Raw genomic sequence first — 18,449 nt, forward strand, 5'->3', positions numbered from 1 at the left:
TGCAAATGTAGCAATAAAACTTTTGTTTATAACGACTTAAGCACTCTTTTTTTCGTTTATCGTATTTCATCGTAATAGGTAAGCACTTCCGGTTTCTCCAACCGGCTTTTGAGCCATTCCCCTATCTTGTTCTTATCGGCAGTACGCAATGTGTTTCGGGACACGGTAAAAATAACAAGCGGGGTTCTGTTGCTGCGAAGAATACTGTCTTTTCGCATAAAGTAAGAAAAAGTTTCCGTATACGAACAACCGCTTATCTGCGGATACAGCGGTTGTATTTCCGATAACAGCTTTTCTCCCAAAGCAGGAATATTCCGAATGCTGTCTATTCTGTTTTCAGCTTGCTTCAGGGCAAACGTTGTAGCATTCAGTCTGTTGTTAAGGACTTCGGTCTCCGACTGATATCTTCTTGTATTTTCCTGTACGAAGGAAGCCTCAAAACCCTGACTGATGCTTAATTTTGCTGTATCGATTTTATTAAAAAAAGCCACCAGTTTAATGGAATCGATGTGTTTCGGGGAAAGTCCGTAGCCATTATACACCAGATCCACATTCTTATTTGATGGATTAATGTTGCTTTTTTGGAGGTAATTCCCCTCCACTACCGACACCTGACTGATGAAATATTCGGCATGCTGGCTAAAATTTTCATTCTGCACGAGTTGATATCCGAAATAGACACTCGGAACTAACGTGATAAGAATTACGGCTGTAAGGGCTCGATTTACCCGCTTCTTTCTGTCGGGATCGACAATGCTTCCGATGGGAAACTTCAGGTATTGACACACAACCAATGCCGCAAAGGCAATAAAAACCGTATTGATCGTGAAGAGGTACAGGGCTCCGAAGAAAAAGTTGAATTGTAGTGTGGCCAATCCGTACCCGGCAGTACAGATAGGCGGCATAAGTGCTGTAGCTATAGCTACTCCGGGAATGACATTACCTTTAAGCTTACTGCTGATGGCCACAATACCGGCTAACCCACCGAAAAGAGCAATCAAAACATCGTAGATAGTGGGGCTGGTCCGGGCCAACAATTCCGAATGAGCTTCATTTATCGGAGAAAGGAAAAAATAGAGTGCGGAGGTGAGCAGGCTTACCCCTACAGCATAGATAAAGTTTTTAAGCGACCGCCTGAAAAGATAAAAATCGTAAGTTGCCAAACTATACCCCATCCCGTTTATTGGACCCATCAACGGAGAGATAAGCATAGCGCCGATAATTACAGCCGTAGAATTCATGTTCAATCCCACCGATGCTACCACAATGGCAAACATCAAGATCCAGAGGTTGGTCCCCCTGAACTGAATCCCTTTTTCTATTTCTGCATGAATGGTTTCGTAATCCTCCAACTCTGAACGAAGATTAAAAATTGTAACGATTTTCCGGACTTGTTTCTCCATAGCTATGCGGTTGTTTTTACAAAACTACAAAAAAAGGAAAATCCCTCCTCTTTTTCAACAAAAAAACAGCCGGAAAAAACGTCCGGCTGCTTTTGAACACATGAAGTTATTAATGCAAAAGTAAAACTTATATAGAATCCGTAAGTATGACCGTCTTGTTTAAACCTCCGTTTTCGAGAATATATTCTTCCCCATAATCCCAATCGAAAGTCTTGTTGTTGCGGCTTTTTTTCAATTTTCGGCGAACAGACGAATTTGAGGTAAAATTATCGTAATCGTCCAACCGTTCGTCGATCTCAATTTTTTTGCCAAGCGGCACAGCTATTTCCACGATCATCCCCTGCAAGCGGAAACCTTGTGAAATAGGTGCCGAGAAAAACTCGGGCAAAAACAACAGGGAATCTTGTTGTTGTAAGGGATAAGTAAACTCTCCGGCATTCTTTCTGGCAATCTTCAGGTCTCTTTCCGAACTTGACGAAATGGTTCTCACGTAATACAAAGAATCCTGGCTTTGAACAATCTGTAGCTTAATGTTTGAAAACAGCAGGGAGTCCTCATTTATGGTATAATAGGGGAAATTATCCAAATCTGAACCCGGTCCGAAGTTACGGCTGAAAGAGTAGTAGTCTGACGGATAAACCGCCATATCCACGTATAACTTGTCGCCGCTAAAAGCAGAAAGAGCCTGTACATTTTCAGCAGATGACTCCACACTAAATTTTTCGGCCACTTTAAATCCGAGCATAGTAGCAGAAAAGATTCCGACGACCCACAAGATAATCGACACGACTCCGATAACCGGACGTGATTTTGCTTTCATTGACCGACGAACGATCCACACGATAATGGATATAATGGGAACTGCAAACAGTAATCCTGCAGACAACCACAACAGGGTATTTTCGTAACCCTGGTCAATAAATAACGACTTTAGAGGGACAAATTTTGTGCCGGCTACAAGAAAAGCGATCATCATTCCCGTCGTAACTACAGCAAAAATTCCGGCGAACGCAAAGAATATAATTTTGAAAAGGATTCCCAAAGCATTCAGACAACCCGTATTACCGGAACCAGCCGTTGCGTTTGCTGACGCTTTCGCGGCATGGAACCGTGGAGGCTCGGGCGGCATGGCATCCAGAGACACTTTTTCCGAATCACCGGCAACAGCAGCTGTTGCAGCGTACGGCTTGGTATAATTATCACCGTCGTCAGTTTTGCTTTTCACACTTGCCACGTTATCGCTTACAGTTTCACGTATGGATTTGATATATTCCTCCTCTCCCATCATTTCGAGTTTCTGCTTTACGGTAGTGGCCCTCGGAATAATTACCCATAGAACGGCATAGATCACGACAACCGACATATTGATGTTCCAGTTGAAATCCACGTTGTCAAAAAAACGGTTCCACGGGAAAAAAGGTATGGAGATCATCCCCATCAAATTCAGAAATAACGGAGCTGCAAAGAGCAAACGCGGAATCCACGTGTCAATTTTGAAGTACGCTGCAATTCCTCCGCAAACCCCTCCCAGGAAACGGTCATTGGGATTCCGATAAAGCCTTCTGGCAACATTTGTCTCCAGCACTTTGGGCTTTAAGACAATCCATAAAATGAGGTACACCCAAAACAACACACTGAAAAGCACAACAAAAACAATACGCATCCACACCGGATCTATTTTGAAGTAATGAGCGAGGCCGCTGCACACACCAGCAATTATTTTATCGTTTGCATTGCGGTAAAGGGTCTGCCGCCTTTCGCTTCCGTCAGGTTCCGATTTCGGCTGCTCCGAAGTTGAGGCAAACTGTTCAAAAGGTGTTTCACCATAGGCGTAAACCGACTCCTGATATTCCGTGTCAAAATCTTCCGGTCTTCCTATGCTGGAGATAATGGACTGAACATCTTCATCGGTAATGCAATTGATACCCAGCTTCAGCCGGTTTCCAAACAATTCGGCAATACGGTTTTCTATATCGTTTACAATCTCTTCTCCGCCCTCTTCCCGCGAAAAATATTTTTTCAGACTGTCTATGTATTGCTTCAAAAGTTCATAAGCAGTTTCTTCGATAGCGATGACCTGCCCCTGGAAATTGATATTAATCACTTTTTTCATTGTTCTGTGGTGTTAGGTTCATTTAAATTGTCATTGACAACAGTGTCTTCTTTAGAATAATTGTCATTGACAACAGTGTCTTCTTTAGAATAATTGCCGTTGACAACGGCGTTTACCCCGGTGGATAGTTCAGTCCATGTCGATTCTAAAAGATCATAAAATTTTTCACCTTTCTCTGTCAGGATAAAATATTTTCGAGGAGGGCCCGAAGTACTTTCCACCCAGCGATAAGTGAGTATTTCGGCGTTCTTCAACCGATTGAGCAAAGGATATAGCGTTCCTTCAAGAAGCTGCAGGCCTGCATTTTTCATTTCGTCGATTATATCACCCGGATATGCTTCGTTCCGCCTGATAATCGCCAAAATGCAGTACTCCAGTACTCCTTTCCTCATTTGACTTTGGGTATTTTCAATATTCATTTTTCAATAAATTTTTATTTACACCACAAAGATAAATTAAACAAGGTAATATGCAATGCAAAGTACCAATGAATTTCTTTATTTTAGTATTATTTAACGAAAAAATCGACTACAGTCCGCCGCAGCTGTTTCTCGTGGAAATGCGGCAGTTACATTGTATGCCATGTACTGTGAAACCGTTTGTAAATCGATTGGCTCTAAAATTTCTATTGTCGTTTTACTCTTTTATACCTATGTTTGTAACATTAAACAGATTTTATGAAGTTCAACAAACAATTCTCGTGCTTTTTTATTTTCTTTTCCCTGGCCTGTTTCTCGGTCTATACACAACACCCCTATACCAACCCACTCAATATTCCTCCGGCACTCAGTGCCAACTTCGGGGAGTTGAGAAGCAACCACTTTCATTCAGGCATTGATTTCAAAACACAACAGGCAGTAAACAAACCGGTTGCGGCCATCGAAGACGGCTATGTTTCGCGCATAAGTGTTTCCCCTGGAGGATATGGGTTGGCACTCTACATCGACCATCCCAGCGGACATACCAGCGTTTATGCGCACCTGAACAGTTTTTCCAGCCCTATTGCCGATTTTGTGAAAGAAAAGCAGTACGAGCAAGAAAGTTACCGGGTGGAGCTTTACCCCGAACCGGGTTTGCTGATCGTAAAAAAAGGTCAGCAAATAGGATTGAGTGGAAATACAGGCAGTTCCGGCGGCCCACACCTGCACTTTGAAGTGCGCGACACCCAGACGCAGGACCCACTGGATCCGCTTCCTTTTTTCAGCCAAGCCATCCCCGACACGCAAAAGCCCGATATTCGGGGCATTGCGTTTTATCCTGTTGAGGGAAAAGGAGTCGTGAACGGAAGCAGTGATCCCTTACGGATGAATATTTTGAAAAACAAGTCCGGGATACCCCTGGCACCGCCTCAAGCGATAAACGCATGGGGTAGAATCGGTGTAGCCGTAAAAGCGTACGACCGGATGAACGGTCAATCCAACATCTACGGTGTCAAGCACGTCAGATTATTTGTGGATGAGAAGCAGGTGTTCAGCAGTTCCATCGACAGGTTTCCTTTCAGTAAGACGCGCATGTTGAATTCATTTATCGACTTTGAAGAATGGCGGGAACAAAGTTCTTTTTACATGAAGTCATTTATAGAGCCGGGAAACACGCTCAAGTTATACGACGCAGTCAATAACGGATTTATCGATATCAACGAAGAGCGAGATTACCGCATGCGCTATGAACTTGAAGATCATAACGGAAATACCCTTGTATACTCTTTTGTGGTCGGAGGACAGAAACAACCCGTCGCAAAAACGGATTCCTGCAAAAATTTTATGCCGTGGACACTACACAATACATTTGTTGACTTTGATTTTATGCTCGACATACCTTCTGGAAATCTATACAATAGCTTTTGTTTTTCACACCGTAAAACTGGCTCAACGGTCTATTACTCCGATATACACCGGGTGAATGACTCACCGGTACCGCTACACCAAAACGCTACCGTATGGATAAAATTAAACGTGGACACCCTGGATAACAAGCAGCAATACGGTATTGTAGAAATCACGGAAACAGGTAACGACAACTGGATAGGCGGTACTTACAAACGGAACGGCATGGAGGTTTCCATCCGCGAGCTGGGCAGGATGTATGCCGTTGATTCAGACACCTTCCCACCGAATATCGTCCCCGTAAATCCTGAAAAATGGGTGGCTTCACGCAGGATCCAAATCCGGCTATCGGATAACAAAAGCGGAATATCCGCCTTTAAAGGAACCATTAACGGGAAATTCGTCCTCTTTTCACACGATATGAAATCCTCCCTATATACTTACCGGTTCGACGATTCAAGGCTGGAAAAAGGCAAAACACAGGAACTTGTTTTTGTGGCTACCGACGGAGCGGGAAATACAACGGAATACAGGTATGCCTTCGAGTACTAAATTCAGTTATTGAGAACTTATCACCTGGTCCAAAACGCGTTTCAGAGTCCCAGCGTTTCCTGTGCCAGGCGGATTTCTTTTTCGCTTCCGGTATGCTTTCCTTCCACATCCGACAGTTTCACACATTCGTGCCATTGTTCTTTGGCAGTCATTTTACATCGGAACAGTTTCATCACAATATTCATCCCCTTGATGTTGTTGCCCACATCATTGGTCAGGTTCGTTCCTATACCGAAAGTAGCCCCTATACGTTCTCCGCAATAGTTCTTGATAAGGATCGCCTTGTCTACGTTCAAGCTGTCCGAAAAAACAATGTATTTCAACTTGGGGTCTATCCGCAGTTCTTCATACCGTCGAATGACTTTATCGGTAAAAACAAAAGCATCGCCACTGTCATGCCGGAGGCTGGTAAACAACGCCGCATGCTTTTTGCTGAAGTTTCGAAGAAAAACATCGGTGGTATAGGTATCGGTGAGTACGGTTCCCAGATCACCGTCGTACACGTTAATCCAGTTCTCCATCGACATGTAATTGGCCATTTTATATCCGTAAATTGATCCGTGAAACTGTACCCATTCATGCGGATGTGTTCCCGACACATTCACGTTGTGTCTATATGCCAGGTATACATTGCTGGTACCGAACAGGGAATCTCCTGCGTATTGCTTCAACAATCCGGTAACCCGGTCCTCCACTTCGAAACTAAACCGGCGTCGCATGCCGAAAAGTGAAAACGTGATACCGTTTTCTTTCAGGCTAAGTGCTTTCTCTATGGCCGCCTTTTCCATGTATTGCGTGTCGGGATACTGCTTCGTTTCCCGGAAATAAAGTTCAGATACCGTAGCGAGGATAGGCGTTTCCCAAAGCGTAATGCGATAAAGCAACCCCGTGGCACGGATTTTTAATTTACGGCCTTCGAGAGAAACCTCCACTTCCGACGGATCAAAACGGAACCCCTTCAAAAAATCGATATAAATTGGTGGTAGATACGGCATCTTTTTTCTCACGAACTCCTCCTCCCCTATCGTCAGGCTCAGTTCCGACATCTTGTCCAATTCTTGCCGTACCCGTTCATCAAATCCGTCGGGATAATCGCCATTACTTCTGTCCACAAATACAAACTCACCAAAGGCACGGGGAAAAAGCTTGCTGTATGCATAGCTGGTGGTAAACTTATACAAATCCGTATCAAGAATACTTTTGATAATTGCCATTTTTCGCAGATAATTAGTTTTAGTTTTAAAACACTTAAAAGAGTAATCGGTTCACACCTGTAAAAAAAGCATTTCTTCCAAACTATATGTATCCCGTTTGTTCCCTTCCGGCGACAAGAAATTATGGTAATTTTGAATTTTGGCAGTTAAGCCCTATCTTTGGGGAAAACAATTTAGAACAACATGACTCAAACTCCCCATTGTACAATATGCCAAAGTGCAGTTACTTATTTCGACGGCACGTTATTCCATTGTACGGAATGTTTTCACGCATGGACGCAAGAAGACATGACAGCAGCCGAAAATTCGAAAAAGGTACTGGACAGCAACGGAAACGAACTTTTTGACGGTGACGATGTTACCGTAATAAAAGACTTAAAGGTGAAAGGTTCGTCCATGGTAGTAAAACGGGGAACCCGGGCACGAGGAATCCGTCTTTCAGCAGACGATCCTACGCACGTGCAGGCCAAAGTTGACGGACAAACTATTTTTATCCTCACCAATTTTTTAAAGAAATAAACAAACAAGCGGGGAGGGCACAGTGGGCTTTTGCAGCTCCGCCCTCTCTTTTCCCTGGAGCGCTTTAATGGTTTCCTCCATCAGGTAATCAAGCTCCCAGCCGAGGAGATCGGCTCCTTTGTGGATGACCTCACGCGAACACCCTGCAGCGAACTTTTTATCCTTGAACTTCTTTTTTAACGACTGTACCGTCAAATCGAGCGTACTCTTGCTGGGGCGCATCAAAACGGCAGCGCCGATTAACCCGGTTAATTCGTCTGCGGCGTACAGCACTTTCTCCATCTGATGTACAGGCTTTACATCGTGTTGCGTAAACCCGTAAGCATGGGAAACCACTGCACGCTTTAGCTGAGGATCAATGCCCTCGTCATCGAATATTTCGCGAACTTTGATGCAATGCTCATCCGGAAACTGTTCGAAATCCAAGTCGTGCAACAAACCCACCAACCCCCAAAAATCCACCTCACCAACATACCCCAGATTAGTGGCGAAGTAACGCATCACGGCTTCAACCGTCTCCGCGTGCTGAATGTGAAACGACTCCTTGTTGTATTTTTCCACCAGCGCAAAAGCTTCCCGGCGGGTGATTCCAGGGGCTAAACGACCGGTATTGTCCTCAGGTAAATGTTCAAACACCATACGTTTTACATTTTTTTCGCGTAAAGATAACCATTTTCTGCAAAATTACCGTCCGAACAAAAAATCAGTTGTGTTGTTTAAAAGTCTGTTCTCCGGGATACACGAATGAAACGATTTCTCCATGTGCTCATCAACATAGCCGTAGCCAACACCTCCACTTTCTTTCTGTGGAGTGCATTGTCTTTCTGGCTTTACCTGGAAACGCATTCGGTACTTATTCTCTCTATCCTCAGCGGGACTTTCATGACACTCGTCACCCTTTCGGGAATGTTTTTCGGCACGATTGTGGACAAACACCGGAAAAAGGAGGTCATTGCTATTTCATCTATTGTAGCCCTTATTTTTCTGCTACTTGCCGGTTCTGTCTTCTTGTTTTTCGACCGGAAAGAAATTGCCGATATATCGTCATCCGCCTTCTGGATTTTCTCCCTTTCCATCTTATTGAGCGCGCTTGTCAGCAATCTTCGTTCGATAGCGCTTTCAACCACCGTATCCATCCTGGTACCGAAAGAGGATTATGCCCGGGCCAATGGGATGGTGGGAATGGTTCAGGGTGTTGGAATGATAGCCAACACGGTTTTCAGCGGACTGGTGATCGGCCGGCTAGGGCTTGAATGGGCCATGTATATCACGATTATTTTATCGGGACTGGCTCTGTTGCACCTACTTTTCGTCCCGATACCGGAAGACTACCTGCATCACGATCCCGAAGTCCTCAATAAACAAGTGGATTTTAAAGGCGCCATAAAGGCCATACGTTCCGTTCCCGGGTTAATGGCCCTTATCTTCTTCACTACGTTCAACAACTTTATCGGCGGAGTGATCATGGTTCTTCTCGATCCCTACGGGCTGGAAATGTTCTCGGTAGAGATGTGGGGCATTGTTCTCGGCATCACCGGAACAGGCTTTATTTTTGGGGGGATGGCCATTACGAAAAAAGGGTTGGGCAAACAACCGTTACGGACGTTGCTCTACGGCTATGTTATTGGAAGCCTTATCTGTTTACTTTTTACCGTTCGCGAATGGGCATGGCTGTTTCTGGCGGGAATTTTTTTGTATATGTTTTTCGTTCCGTTCATCGAGGCTGCAGAACAAACCATCATTCAAACCGTCGTACCGAAGATCAAACAAGGTCGGGTTTTTGGCTTTGCACAGACCGTGGAGTCTGCAGCCACTCCAGTTTCAAGCTACCTGATCGGACCGATTGCGCAATTCTCCATTATTCCTTTTATGGAAAGCGATGCCGGAAAACAAACCTTCGGCTGGCTGCTGGGAGAGGGAAACGCCCGGGGTATAGCGCTTACGTTTGTGTTAGCGGGTCTCTTTATGCTTCTTCTTTCACTGCTGGCTTTCCGCACCAGGGCGTATCATCGTCTCTCGGAATCGTTCAAGAAATCTAATTAATATTTATCCAATTATTTTCTAATTTTGCAAAAACAAAAATATCCGGGAACATGAAAAAAATGACCTTACTTACTGCCGTTTTCGCACTCGCCTTTTCTTTGTATGCGCAAATAGGCGTTGATTCCACCCAGACATACCTGGTTACCAAGAAAGACGGAAAACCTTTTTTCTGGATGGGCGATACCGGGTGGGAGTTGTTTCACAGGCTGACACGCGAAGAAGCCGTTTATTACTTGAACACCCGACAAAAGCAGGGTTTTAATGTGATTATGGCCGTTGCACTGGCCGAATCGAACGGCATACGCCAACCCAACCTGTATGGCGATGTGCCTTTCAAGAACCTCGAAACACTCGAGTGGGATGTCACTCCCGGCAATAGTCCTGATAACACCATAGAATACGATTACTGGGATCATGTGGATTTTGTGGTTCGGGAAGCTGCGAAAAGAAACCTCTATATCGGCCTACTGCCGGCCTGGGGAGATAAGGTGGCGTATCAATGGGGGGAAGGGCCCATGATTTTCAACAACAAGCCCGATGAGGCATATGCGTTTGTCCGGAAATTGGCAGAACGATACAAAAGTCAATGGAACATTATCTGGATTTTGGGTGGCGACCGCGCTGCCACTTACGAAAGGAACGGTAGAAGGCACGACGATCGCCCCGTTTGGCGCGCCATGGCCAAAGCCATTGAAGACACCTGCGGGAAAGATGTCTTCATCACGTATCATCCGGGATGGCCCGAGACATCGGCTTACCTGCAGCATGAAGACTGGCTGGATATGCACGCCCATCAAAGTGGCCACGGAAGCCGGGTACCCCAACCCTGGGACATCATAGCCAACGATTTGAAAAAAACGCCCAAACGTCCATCCATGGACCTGGAGCCCTGCTACGAAGATCATCCCGTTAATCCGTGGGACAACAAATGGACACGTGCCGAACGGGGATATTTTGACGATTACGATGTTCGTGCCCGCATCTACCGCGGTGTTTTTGCTGGTGGCGCCGGCGCTACATACGGACATCACCAGGTTTGGCAGTTCCTCGATACCACCCGCAATGCTCCCATATGGACAGGCGACATTCTAATCGGGTGGCGCCGTGCGCTAACGGCCAACGCCGCTGGCCACATCCACCACCTTAAGGACCTGATGCTCTCCCGTCCCGATTTTAACCGTACGACAGATTCAACCCTGGTTGTTTCCGACCGCGGCAACGATTACCGCGACATCATCATTGCCACACGTAATCAAAAAGCTACTTATGCCATGGTTTATCTGCCTCAGCCGAAGCCTGTCCAAATTGATCTGAACAAACTCAGCAGTGGTCGGAAAAAAGTGTCCTGGTTCAACCCTACAACAGGGAAATACCACGAGATAAAAGGAAGGTACACAGACGGAGTACAACTTTTCACCCCCCCCGACAGAGAGCAAAAAGACTGGGTGCTGGTGATTGATGTGAAGTAGGAATAACTTAATCATAATAATATTTCACCCATGACAAATTCAGTTCAGTTCAAAGGGAATGACAAACTGTTGTTTGGTATCATTCTGGGTGTTTTAGCCTTTTGGTTATTCGCACAAACCACGTTGAACATAAACGTGGATATGGCAAAGGATTTAGGTATGGAAACGTCGATGATGAACATTGCGGTTTCAGTCACCTCCTTGTTTTCCGGTATTTTTATCGTAGTTCTCGGCGGTTTGGCCGATAAGGTCGGAAGGGTAAGGATGATACAATTCGGGTTTTATTTCAGCATCGCCGGTTCGTTATTGGTAGGATTAACTCCCGCCGGAACCGCCTCGAACCCGGTGTTGATATTGGGACGAATTTTCCAGGGACTTTCCGGTGCGGCGATAATGCCCGCAAGCCTGGCACTCGTAAAAACCTATTGGGAAGGTAAAGAACGTCAGCGCGCCATCAGCCTTTGGTCTATGGGCTCGTGGGGCGGATCAGGGTTTGCATCGCTTTTTGGCGGATTGATGGCAGGCATTGGCTGGCGGTATATTTTCTTTGCCGCTGCAGCCTTGTCTGTTATCGGACTGATGATGATCAAAGGTACTCCCGAAAGCAAAGCCGGCACCACAGGCAACAAAAAAGCCGATTTTGCAGGAATTATCACCTTTATGCTGGCGATGATTGCCTTACAACTACTGGTAAGCAAAGGTTCCGAATTTGGATGGACGAGCCCGACAGGCATTATGCTGATTGTGGGCACCCTGATTTTTGCACTCCTGTTCTTTAGAATTGAAAAAGGAAGAGAGGGGGCATTTATTGATTTCAGGTTGTTCAAAAACATGACTTTCACCGGGGCAACCATTTCAAACTTCATGCTGAACGGGACTGCCGGAATGCTAATTGTATCGTTGGCACTGCTACAGATCGGAGGAGATCTGAGTGCCCGTGAAGCTGGAATGCTTACACTGGGATACGCCCTTGCAATTGTCGCATTTATCCGTGTGGGAGAAAAGCTGCTGCAACGCTTCGGCGCCCGCAAACCGATGATTTGGGGCTCATTTGTTGTTGGTGCAGCTGTTATACTGCTGATGTTTACCAACGTGATGACCGGCACATACAAGATGCTGGCGATGGTTTCCTACACGCTGTTCGGACTTGGACTGGCATTCTACGCCACACCGTCTACCGATGCGGCACTATCCAACCTGCCCGAAGCACAGGCCGGCGCTGGTTCGGGGATTTACAAAATGGCCTCTTCACTAGGTGCAGCTTTTGGCGTAGCGATTTCTGCCGGAGTTTTTTCGGCGCTCAACGTGGGTGAAAATATCACCTGGCTGGAAGGGGTTATTACTTTCGTGGGAAGACAAGACAACGTGGTGGTTCGTGAGGCTGCAACCATTGCATTGGGCATAAACCTGCTGATGGTAGGGCTAGCGATAATCAGCATTGTGGTGACCATTCCGAAATCGGGTGGGAAAAGAAAATAAAGTAATCCGTAAAATGAGTCATAAAACAACCTGAAAAATTTAAATAGTATGAAAGAAAAATTATTATCCCGGGTTTCAACATTTCAGGATGAAATGAAAGAGTGGATGGATGTTATGCATCAAAATCCAGAATTGAATATGGATACGCTCGAAACTGCAAAATTTATTGCCGGAAAGTTGAAATCGTGGGGCTACGCCGTGGAAGAAGGCATTGGCGGAACGGGAATTGTGGCTTCGATGACCGTGGGCGACGGCGAAAAAGCCATCGGGTTGCGTGCCGACTTTGATGCGCTGCCGATTACCGAAGACAACGATTTGCCGTACAAAAGCCGAAATGAAGGCAGAGCACATCTCTGCGGGCACGATGCACACAGTACAATGTTGCTGGGCGCAGCCAGGTATTTAGCAGAAACCCGGGATTTTAATGGGACTGTTCGACTGATTTTCCAGCCCGGTGAAGAAACAATGGAGGGTGCCCCCGCGATGGTTGCCGACGGACTTTTCGAACGTTTTCCCGTGGATGCCGTTTACGGCATGCACAACATGCCCGGATTGCCATTGGGTAAATTTCATTTCCGCGAAGGTGAAACCATGGCAGCGGTAGATAACTGGGCAATTGAACTCACGGGAAAAGGCAGCCACGGCTCCATGCCCGAACTGAGCATCGATCCGCTGGTATGCGGAGCATCGCTTGTGATGGCTTTGCAAACCATCGTAAGCCGCAACGTGTCTCCGTGGAAAAACTCGGTGGTAAACGTGGGAGCTTTTCAATCGGGAATTGCCGGAAATGCTGTTCCTCAGAAAGCCATTTTACGGCTAAGCATCAGAAACATGGAAGCCGGCCTGCGCACGATGGTACTCGACAAAGTGCGCAGCATCACCAAAGCGCAAGCCGAAGCCTTTAACTGCGGATACGAAATCCATGAAGGAGTGGCTGGTGCCGTGCTTGTCAACACTCCCGAAAACACACAATGGGCTTACAAGGTTGCTCAGGAAACTTTTGGCGAAGAGAACGCCGTTTACGGAATGCACCCGTATATGGGTAGCGAAGATTTTGCATTTATGCTGCAAAAGAAGGCGGGTACTTACTGCATGATAGGTAATGGCGACACGTTTATGGTGCATCACCCCAAGTATGTGTTTAATCAGGATCTGCTCTCACGCGGTGCTACGTATTGGGTAGCATTGACAGAAGCATATTTGTCTTGCTGAAGCCGATACATCGTTGGCTCAAAACTCTTATTCCACAATCGCTTCCGTGAGTTCATCCAGTGAAAATCCGGCAAAAAAGTGGTTGAACTCTATGTTGGAAAGCGCTTTACGAACATCCTCCGGGGTATATTTTACACCGATAAGCGCATTTTCCACTTCCGACAGGTTGCTGTTGTTTCCAAAAAAAGTTCCGTAGAAACGGATTTGCTGAATAAGAGCGTTCTTCACATCGGCAAAAACCTGAATTTTTCCGGCCGTATACCGGGATTGCCTTTCGATGCCAAATTTAGGAGAATGCCCATAATTCCATTCCCAGGCACCGAATTTCGAAGCACGCAACTTCTCTATATCAGCCAACTCTTCTTCCGAAAAAGTGTACTCTTTCATCTCGGGGAATTTAGATTTCATGTGCTCCAGCAACTTATCGGAAAATTCATTGACCGATATCTTTACCGGCAGGTTGGGCAAAATATTATCCACCACACTTCGTACGGACTTCACGCTTTTGCTTTCGATCTTGTCTTTAGGCACTTCAAGAGCCTTTGAAAGAACGGTCAGGTCGGTATCAAAAAGCAGGCATCCATGGTGCATGATCCTTCCCTGCATGTATGCCTGTGCATTTCCGCAAATCTTTTTCCCGTCGATAACCAGGTCGTTTCGTCCCGTAAACTCGGCCTTAACGCCTAAATCAGCCAAGGTATCGATGACTGGTCTGGAAAATGTTTTGAAATCGAAATCGGCACCCTTATCCTCGTTTGAGATAATGGTGTAATTGAGGTTGTTCAGGTCGTGGTATACAGCTCCCCCACCCGATATACGCCGAATGACGTGAATCCCGTTCTGTTTTACGTATTCCGAATTAATCTCTTCTATTGTGTTCTGATGCTTTCCCACAATAATAGCCGGCTCGTTTATCCACAAGATAAACACTTTATCGTGGTGCAGCATTTTTTTGAAGCAGTACTCTTCCAGCGCTATATTATAATCGGGTTTATTGGATTTGTTGACTATATAAATCATTTTTTTATTTTTTGTGCCACAAAGATAAAAATTTTATCGAAGATTTGGTCGACGGCTTTTCAAACAAAACAGCAGCTGTCTTTTGAAACAACTGCTGTTTTAAAAACTCGGACGGTAAACCCATTTAAATCATATCTTCCACGTTCCACACGAAAGCCCGGAGCCCCAGGTTTTCGTATGCCTTGTCTAATTTCTTCAAATAATCCATCAGCGGCGCTACCCGGTGATCCTCCACTACAGTAAGGACAGCATTGTTTACCGATGGCCAGGCATGGCTGCCATAATGCGGCTCGCCGGCCTTGCTTCCTCTGCCGAATACTTCGCGCCACGAAGTGAATCCCCGGATATTGAGTTTGGAAAGGTCATCGATTATTTGTGAATAATGTGCCTGGTCTAATATTATCATTACTGCTTTCATGCTTTTGCTCCTTTCAAATAAGTTGTTGTTTCTCCCTGTCCGATTTGATTGTGAATTTCCTCACGATGCTTGCGACGCCGGCGCTTCACGCCGTTTCCTCCGAAAATGGAGTAGAGTGCAGGAACAAGGATAAGGGTTATGATGGTAGAGAAAGTCATCCCTCCGATAATGGAAATTCCGAGTGACTTCCACATTTCCGAACCTTGTCCGGTACCGATAGCCAACGGAACCATACCCAGGATGGTCGTCAGCGTAGTCATCAAAACGGGACGTAACCTCGACCTTCCACCGTGGACCACGGCTGTTATGATGGACATACCGCGTTCTCGGTTCAGGTTGATATAGTCGATAAGCACAATCCCGTTCTTTACGACCATACCCACCAGCATAATCAATCCCACGAAGCCCATGATGCCGAGGGGTTCGCCGGTTATCGACAGCAAAAGTAACGAGCCTATGAACGCAAACGGGACGGTCAGGATAATGATGAACGGATAGGTCAATGATTCGAACTGGGACGCCAACACGATGTAAACCAACAACGAAACAATCATCAACAGTAATCCCAACTGCGAGAAAGACTCCTGCTGTTCCTCCAGCGATCCGCTTATTTCTACCTGTACACCAGGCGGGACATCAAGTGAAGCAAGAGTGGCATTTACATCTTTTACAATCTCGCTTAACGCACGTTTGTATATGGTCCCCTGAACGGTTACTATGCGCTGGCGGTCTTTCCGGTCGATTTGCGGAAGCGACGAGTTTTCTTCAACCCGTCCCACATCGCGTACACGAATACCGACACCCATAGGATTGTAGATCATTATATTTTCGATATCTTCGATCGATTGACGGTATTGTTCGTCGTACCGCACACGTATGTTATACTCTTCGCCGTCTTCCCGGTAACGCGACATAATAAGCCCGTTGATCCGGTTCCTTACGGCATTTGCCGTTGTTGCCATATTCAGCCCGTTTAACGACAGCTTCTCCCGGTCAAAAACAATGTTATACTCCATCCGGTAATCTTTACGCGAGATAGTGATATCGCGTAATCCGGCAATAGCCTCCAACTTAGGTTTCAAATCGGCGGCCAATTTATCGGTTTCCGTCAGGTCGTAACCGTAAATCTCAACGGCTACGTTGCTACCTCCTGTCATTCCCATATCCCCACCGCCGGGCATTACCCTGAAGCGGTGTACTTCTGGCATGGCTGCGAGTTCGGTACGCAGTTCGTCGGAAACATCGTATATGGATTTCTTCCTGTTTTTGGCTTCGGTCAACCGGATGTTATAGCTAAGAATGTTGGATCCGTTATCCTGCATGGCAGCCCACGCATTATCGTCACTAGCCTGTCCCACAGCAAAAGAAACTATCTCTACCTCCGGATGTTGTTTCTCCATCATTTGGGCAATCTTGTGTCCGGTTTCCCGAGCTAGTTCCATTCTTGTTCCCGTAGGCATCTCAACGGTCATAGCTATATCGTTGTTGTCCGAGGCAGGCATAAATTCCGTTTTAAGCGTTAAGGCGCTGATAACAACTCCCAATATAAATATGGCTAAAACAGTGGTAACGGTCGTTCTTCTGTTGGTCGCCACCTTTTTCACCAGTCGGGAATACCCTTTGTCGAGCTTATCCAGCAAGGGTAGTACATTCTTGTTGTACCATCTATCAAACATACTCATTTTCTTATCCTTATCGGCTCTCATCATTTTCGCACTCATCATCGGCGTTAGTGTCATGGCAATAATCAAAGAAAGTGAAATAATGATAGTCACCATCCACCCAAGCTGTTTAAACATAACTCCTGCAAAACCGCCAACCATTGTCATTGGCAGGAACACAGCCACGATAGTAAGTGTGGACGCGATAATGGACAACGAAACTTCTTCGGTTCCGTAAACAGCCGCCTGTTTGGGACGACTACCCCGTTCGATGTGGGTGGTGATGTTTTCGAGTACCACGATAGCATCGTCAACCACCATGCCTATGGTAATAGACAGGGCCGACAACGATATGATATTGATCGAGTTGCCTGTTAGATACAGGTAAATAAACGATCCGATCAACGAAATAGGAATGGTTACCATGATAATGACCGTTGCCCGCCAACGCCCGAGGAAGAAAAGTACAACCAGCCCCACAATTACCAAGGCAAGCAAAATGGTCTCGAGCAAACTGTTGATAGACACCTTCACATACTCCGATGTATCCATCACGGTTACAATCTCGATGTCGGGCGGAAGGTTTTTCTTCAACTCCACAATTTCTTTTTTAACAGCATTGGCAATTGCTACCGTGTTGGAACCCGATTGCTTTTGCACCACAAGAGAAGCACTTCTCTCCCCGTTGGTATAATTTTCCATGATACGGTCCTGCAGCGTATCCTTCACAACGGCCAAATCTCTTAAATAAATGGGCCGGCCTTGATTACTCCCCACAATGATGTTGTTGAGTTCACGGCTTTCGGAAAATTCACCTTCAAGACGCAGCATATACGTTTGTGATCCTATATCGAAGTTTCCGGCAGGGACGTTAACATTTTCAGCGGAAATAACCTGAGCGATCTGTTCCAGGGAGATATTGTAGGCTTCTAACTTCTCAGGCATGATATTTACCTGAATCTCCCGCTCCGGCGCACCTGATACAGCTACGGTCCCTACACCCGGGATACGGTTGAGCGGATTGGCCACCTGCTCGTCGAGAATTTTATACAACGCCCCTGCACTCTCCCGGGCCGTTGCCGAGAGAATGATTACGGGAATCATATCGGAGCTGAATTTCAGGATCATGGGATCTTCAGCACCTTCAGGAAGAAATCCCGAGATCATGTCCACTTTGTCCCGGACGTCGTTCATCACATTATCCATATTCGTTCCGAAATCAAACTCAAGCATCAGCATAGACATTCCGTCTCTCGACTGGGAAGTGATTTCTTTAATGCTCTCCGTAGAGTTCAGCACGTCCTCCAACGGCCTTGTGACGTTGGCTTCAACGTCGTCTGATCCGGCTCCGGGGTACGAGGTCATCACCGAAATAATGTTCATGTCTATTTCGGGATATAAGTCGATGGGAAGCTGACGGTAAAACATAAACCCGATAATCACAACTCCAATAAATATTAGTGAAGTTCCGACGGGATTCTTTACCGCGGTTTCATATATTTTCATTTTTCTGCTTTTAG

Annotated in this window: 14 protein-coding genes; 6 read left to right on the forward strand and 8 right to left on the reverse strand. The window is 46.0% G+C overall.

From position 1 onward, the window contains the following. Positions 1–56 precede the first annotated feature (56 nt). The 3 genes from KCV26_00560 to KCV26_00570 form a co-directional block, all read right to left on the reverse strand. Positions 57–1,403 (reverse strand): TIGR00341 family protein, encoded by a 1,347-nt coding sequence (locus tag KCV26_00560; protein ID WZX36917.1) that lies wholly within the window; start codon positions 1,401–1,403, stop codon positions 57–59. A gap of 127 nt (positions 1,404–1,530) precedes the next feature. Further along, positions 1,531–3,516: a PspC domain-containing protein gene (locus KCV26_00565; GenBank protein WZX36918.1), complete on the reverse strand. Its 1,986-nt coding sequence runs from the start codon at positions 3,514–3,516 to the stop codon at positions 1,531–1,533. Then, positions 3,513–3,935: a PadR family transcriptional regulator gene (locus KCV26_00570; GenBank protein ID WZX36919.1), complete on the reverse strand. Its 423-nt coding sequence runs from the start codon at positions 3,933–3,935 to the stop codon at positions 3,513–3,515. The genes KCV26_00565 and KCV26_00570 overlap by 4 nt, the downstream gene beginning before the upstream one ends. Positions 3,936–4,193: 258 nt before the next feature. Between KCV26_00570 and KCV26_00575 the strand changes: the two genes are divergently transcribed. Further along, entirely contained in the window at positions 4,194–5,894 is a 1,701-nt protein-coding gene (locus tag KCV26_00575; GenBank protein WZX36920.1) for a M23 family metallopeptidase, read from the forward strand. 41 nt (positions 5,895–5,935) lie between these two features. Here the strand turns inward: KCV26_00575 and pncB are convergent, their stop codons facing one another. After that, positions 5,936–7,108, reverse strand: a complete 1,173-nt coding sequence (pncB, locus tag KCV26_00580) for a nicotinate phosphoribosyltransferase (protein ID WZX36921.1) — start codon at positions 7,106–7,108, stop codon at positions 5,936–5,938. A 183-nt stretch (positions 7,109–7,291) separates the two neighbouring features. On the opposite strand from pncB, the gene KCV26_00585 reads away from it, so the two are divergent. Then, on the forward strand, positions 7,292–7,627 hold the full coding sequence (locus tag KCV26_00585) for an alkylphosphonate utilization protein (GenBank protein ID WZX36922.1): 336 nt from the start codon (positions 7,292–7,294) through the stop codon (positions 7,625–7,627). Here the strand turns inward: KCV26_00585 and KCV26_00590 are convergent. Then, complete coding sequence (locus KCV26_00590) at positions 7,616–8,266, reverse strand: hydrolase (GenBank protein WZX36923.1); 651 nt, start codon at positions 8,264–8,266, stop codon at positions 7,616–7,618. The genes KCV26_00585 and KCV26_00590 overlap by 12 nt on opposite strands. Positions 8,267–8,371: 105 nt before the next feature. On the opposite strand from KCV26_00590, the gene KCV26_00595 reads away from it, so the two are divergent. The 4 genes from KCV26_00595 to KCV26_00610 are packed head-to-tail and all read left to right on the forward strand — an operon-like array spanning position 8,372 to position 13,830. Then, positions 8,372–9,670: an MFS transporter gene (locus KCV26_00595; GenBank protein ID WZX36924.1), complete on the forward strand. Its 1,299-nt coding sequence runs from the start codon at positions 8,372–8,374 to the stop codon at positions 9,668–9,670. Positions 9,671–9,720: 50 nt separating this feature from the next. Further along, positions 9,721–11,139 carry a glycoside hydrolase family 140 protein gene (locus KCV26_00600; GenBank protein ID WZX36925.1) on the forward strand — a complete coding sequence of 473 codons (1,419 nt, stop codon included), beginning with the start codon at positions 9,721–9,723 and terminating at the stop codon, positions 11,137–11,139. Between the two features lie 30 nt (positions 11,140–11,169). Beyond that, positions 11,170–12,618: an MFS transporter gene (locus KCV26_00605; protein WZX36926.1), complete on the forward strand. Its 1,449-nt coding sequence runs from the start codon at positions 11,170–11,172 to the stop codon at positions 12,616–12,618. Between the two features lie 48 nt (positions 12,619–12,666). Beyond that, positions 12,667–13,830 (forward strand): amidohydrolase, encoded by a 1,164-nt coding sequence (locus tag KCV26_00610; protein WZX36927.1) that lies wholly within the window; start codon positions 12,667–12,669, stop codon positions 13,828–13,830. 27 nt (positions 13,831–13,857) lie between these two features. Here the strand turns inward: KCV26_00610 and KCV26_00615 are convergent, their stop codons facing one another. The 3 genes from KCV26_00615 to KCV26_00625 all read right to left on the reverse strand — a co-directional run bounded on the left by KCV26_00615 (position 13,858) and on the right by KCV26_00625 (position 18,435). Beyond that, positions 13,858–14,850 carry a lipoate--protein ligase gene (locus tag KCV26_00615; GenBank protein ID WZX36928.1) on the reverse strand — a complete coding sequence of 331 codons (993 nt, stop codon included), beginning with the start codon at positions 14,848–14,850 and terminating at the stop codon, positions 13,858–13,860. A gap of 124 nt (positions 14,851–14,974) precedes the next feature. Further along, entirely contained in the window at positions 14,975–15,268 is a 294-nt protein-coding gene (locus KCV26_00620) for a hypothetical protein (protein WZX36929.1), read from the reverse strand. Continuing rightward, complete coding sequence (locus KCV26_00625) at positions 15,265–18,435, reverse strand: efflux RND transporter permease subunit (protein ID WZX36930.1); 3,171 nt, start codon at positions 18,433–18,435, stop codon at positions 15,265–15,267. Before KCV26_00625 ends, KCV26_00620 begins: the two co-directional genes overlap by 4 nt. Positions 18,436–18,449 lie beyond the last annotated feature (14 nt).

The sequence above is a fragment of the Petrimonas sulfuriphila genome (assembly GCA_038561985.1).
Classification (GTDB): domain Bacteria; phylum Bacteroidota; class Bacteroidia; order Bacteroidales; family Dysgonomonadaceae; genus Petrimonas; species Petrimonas sulfuriphila.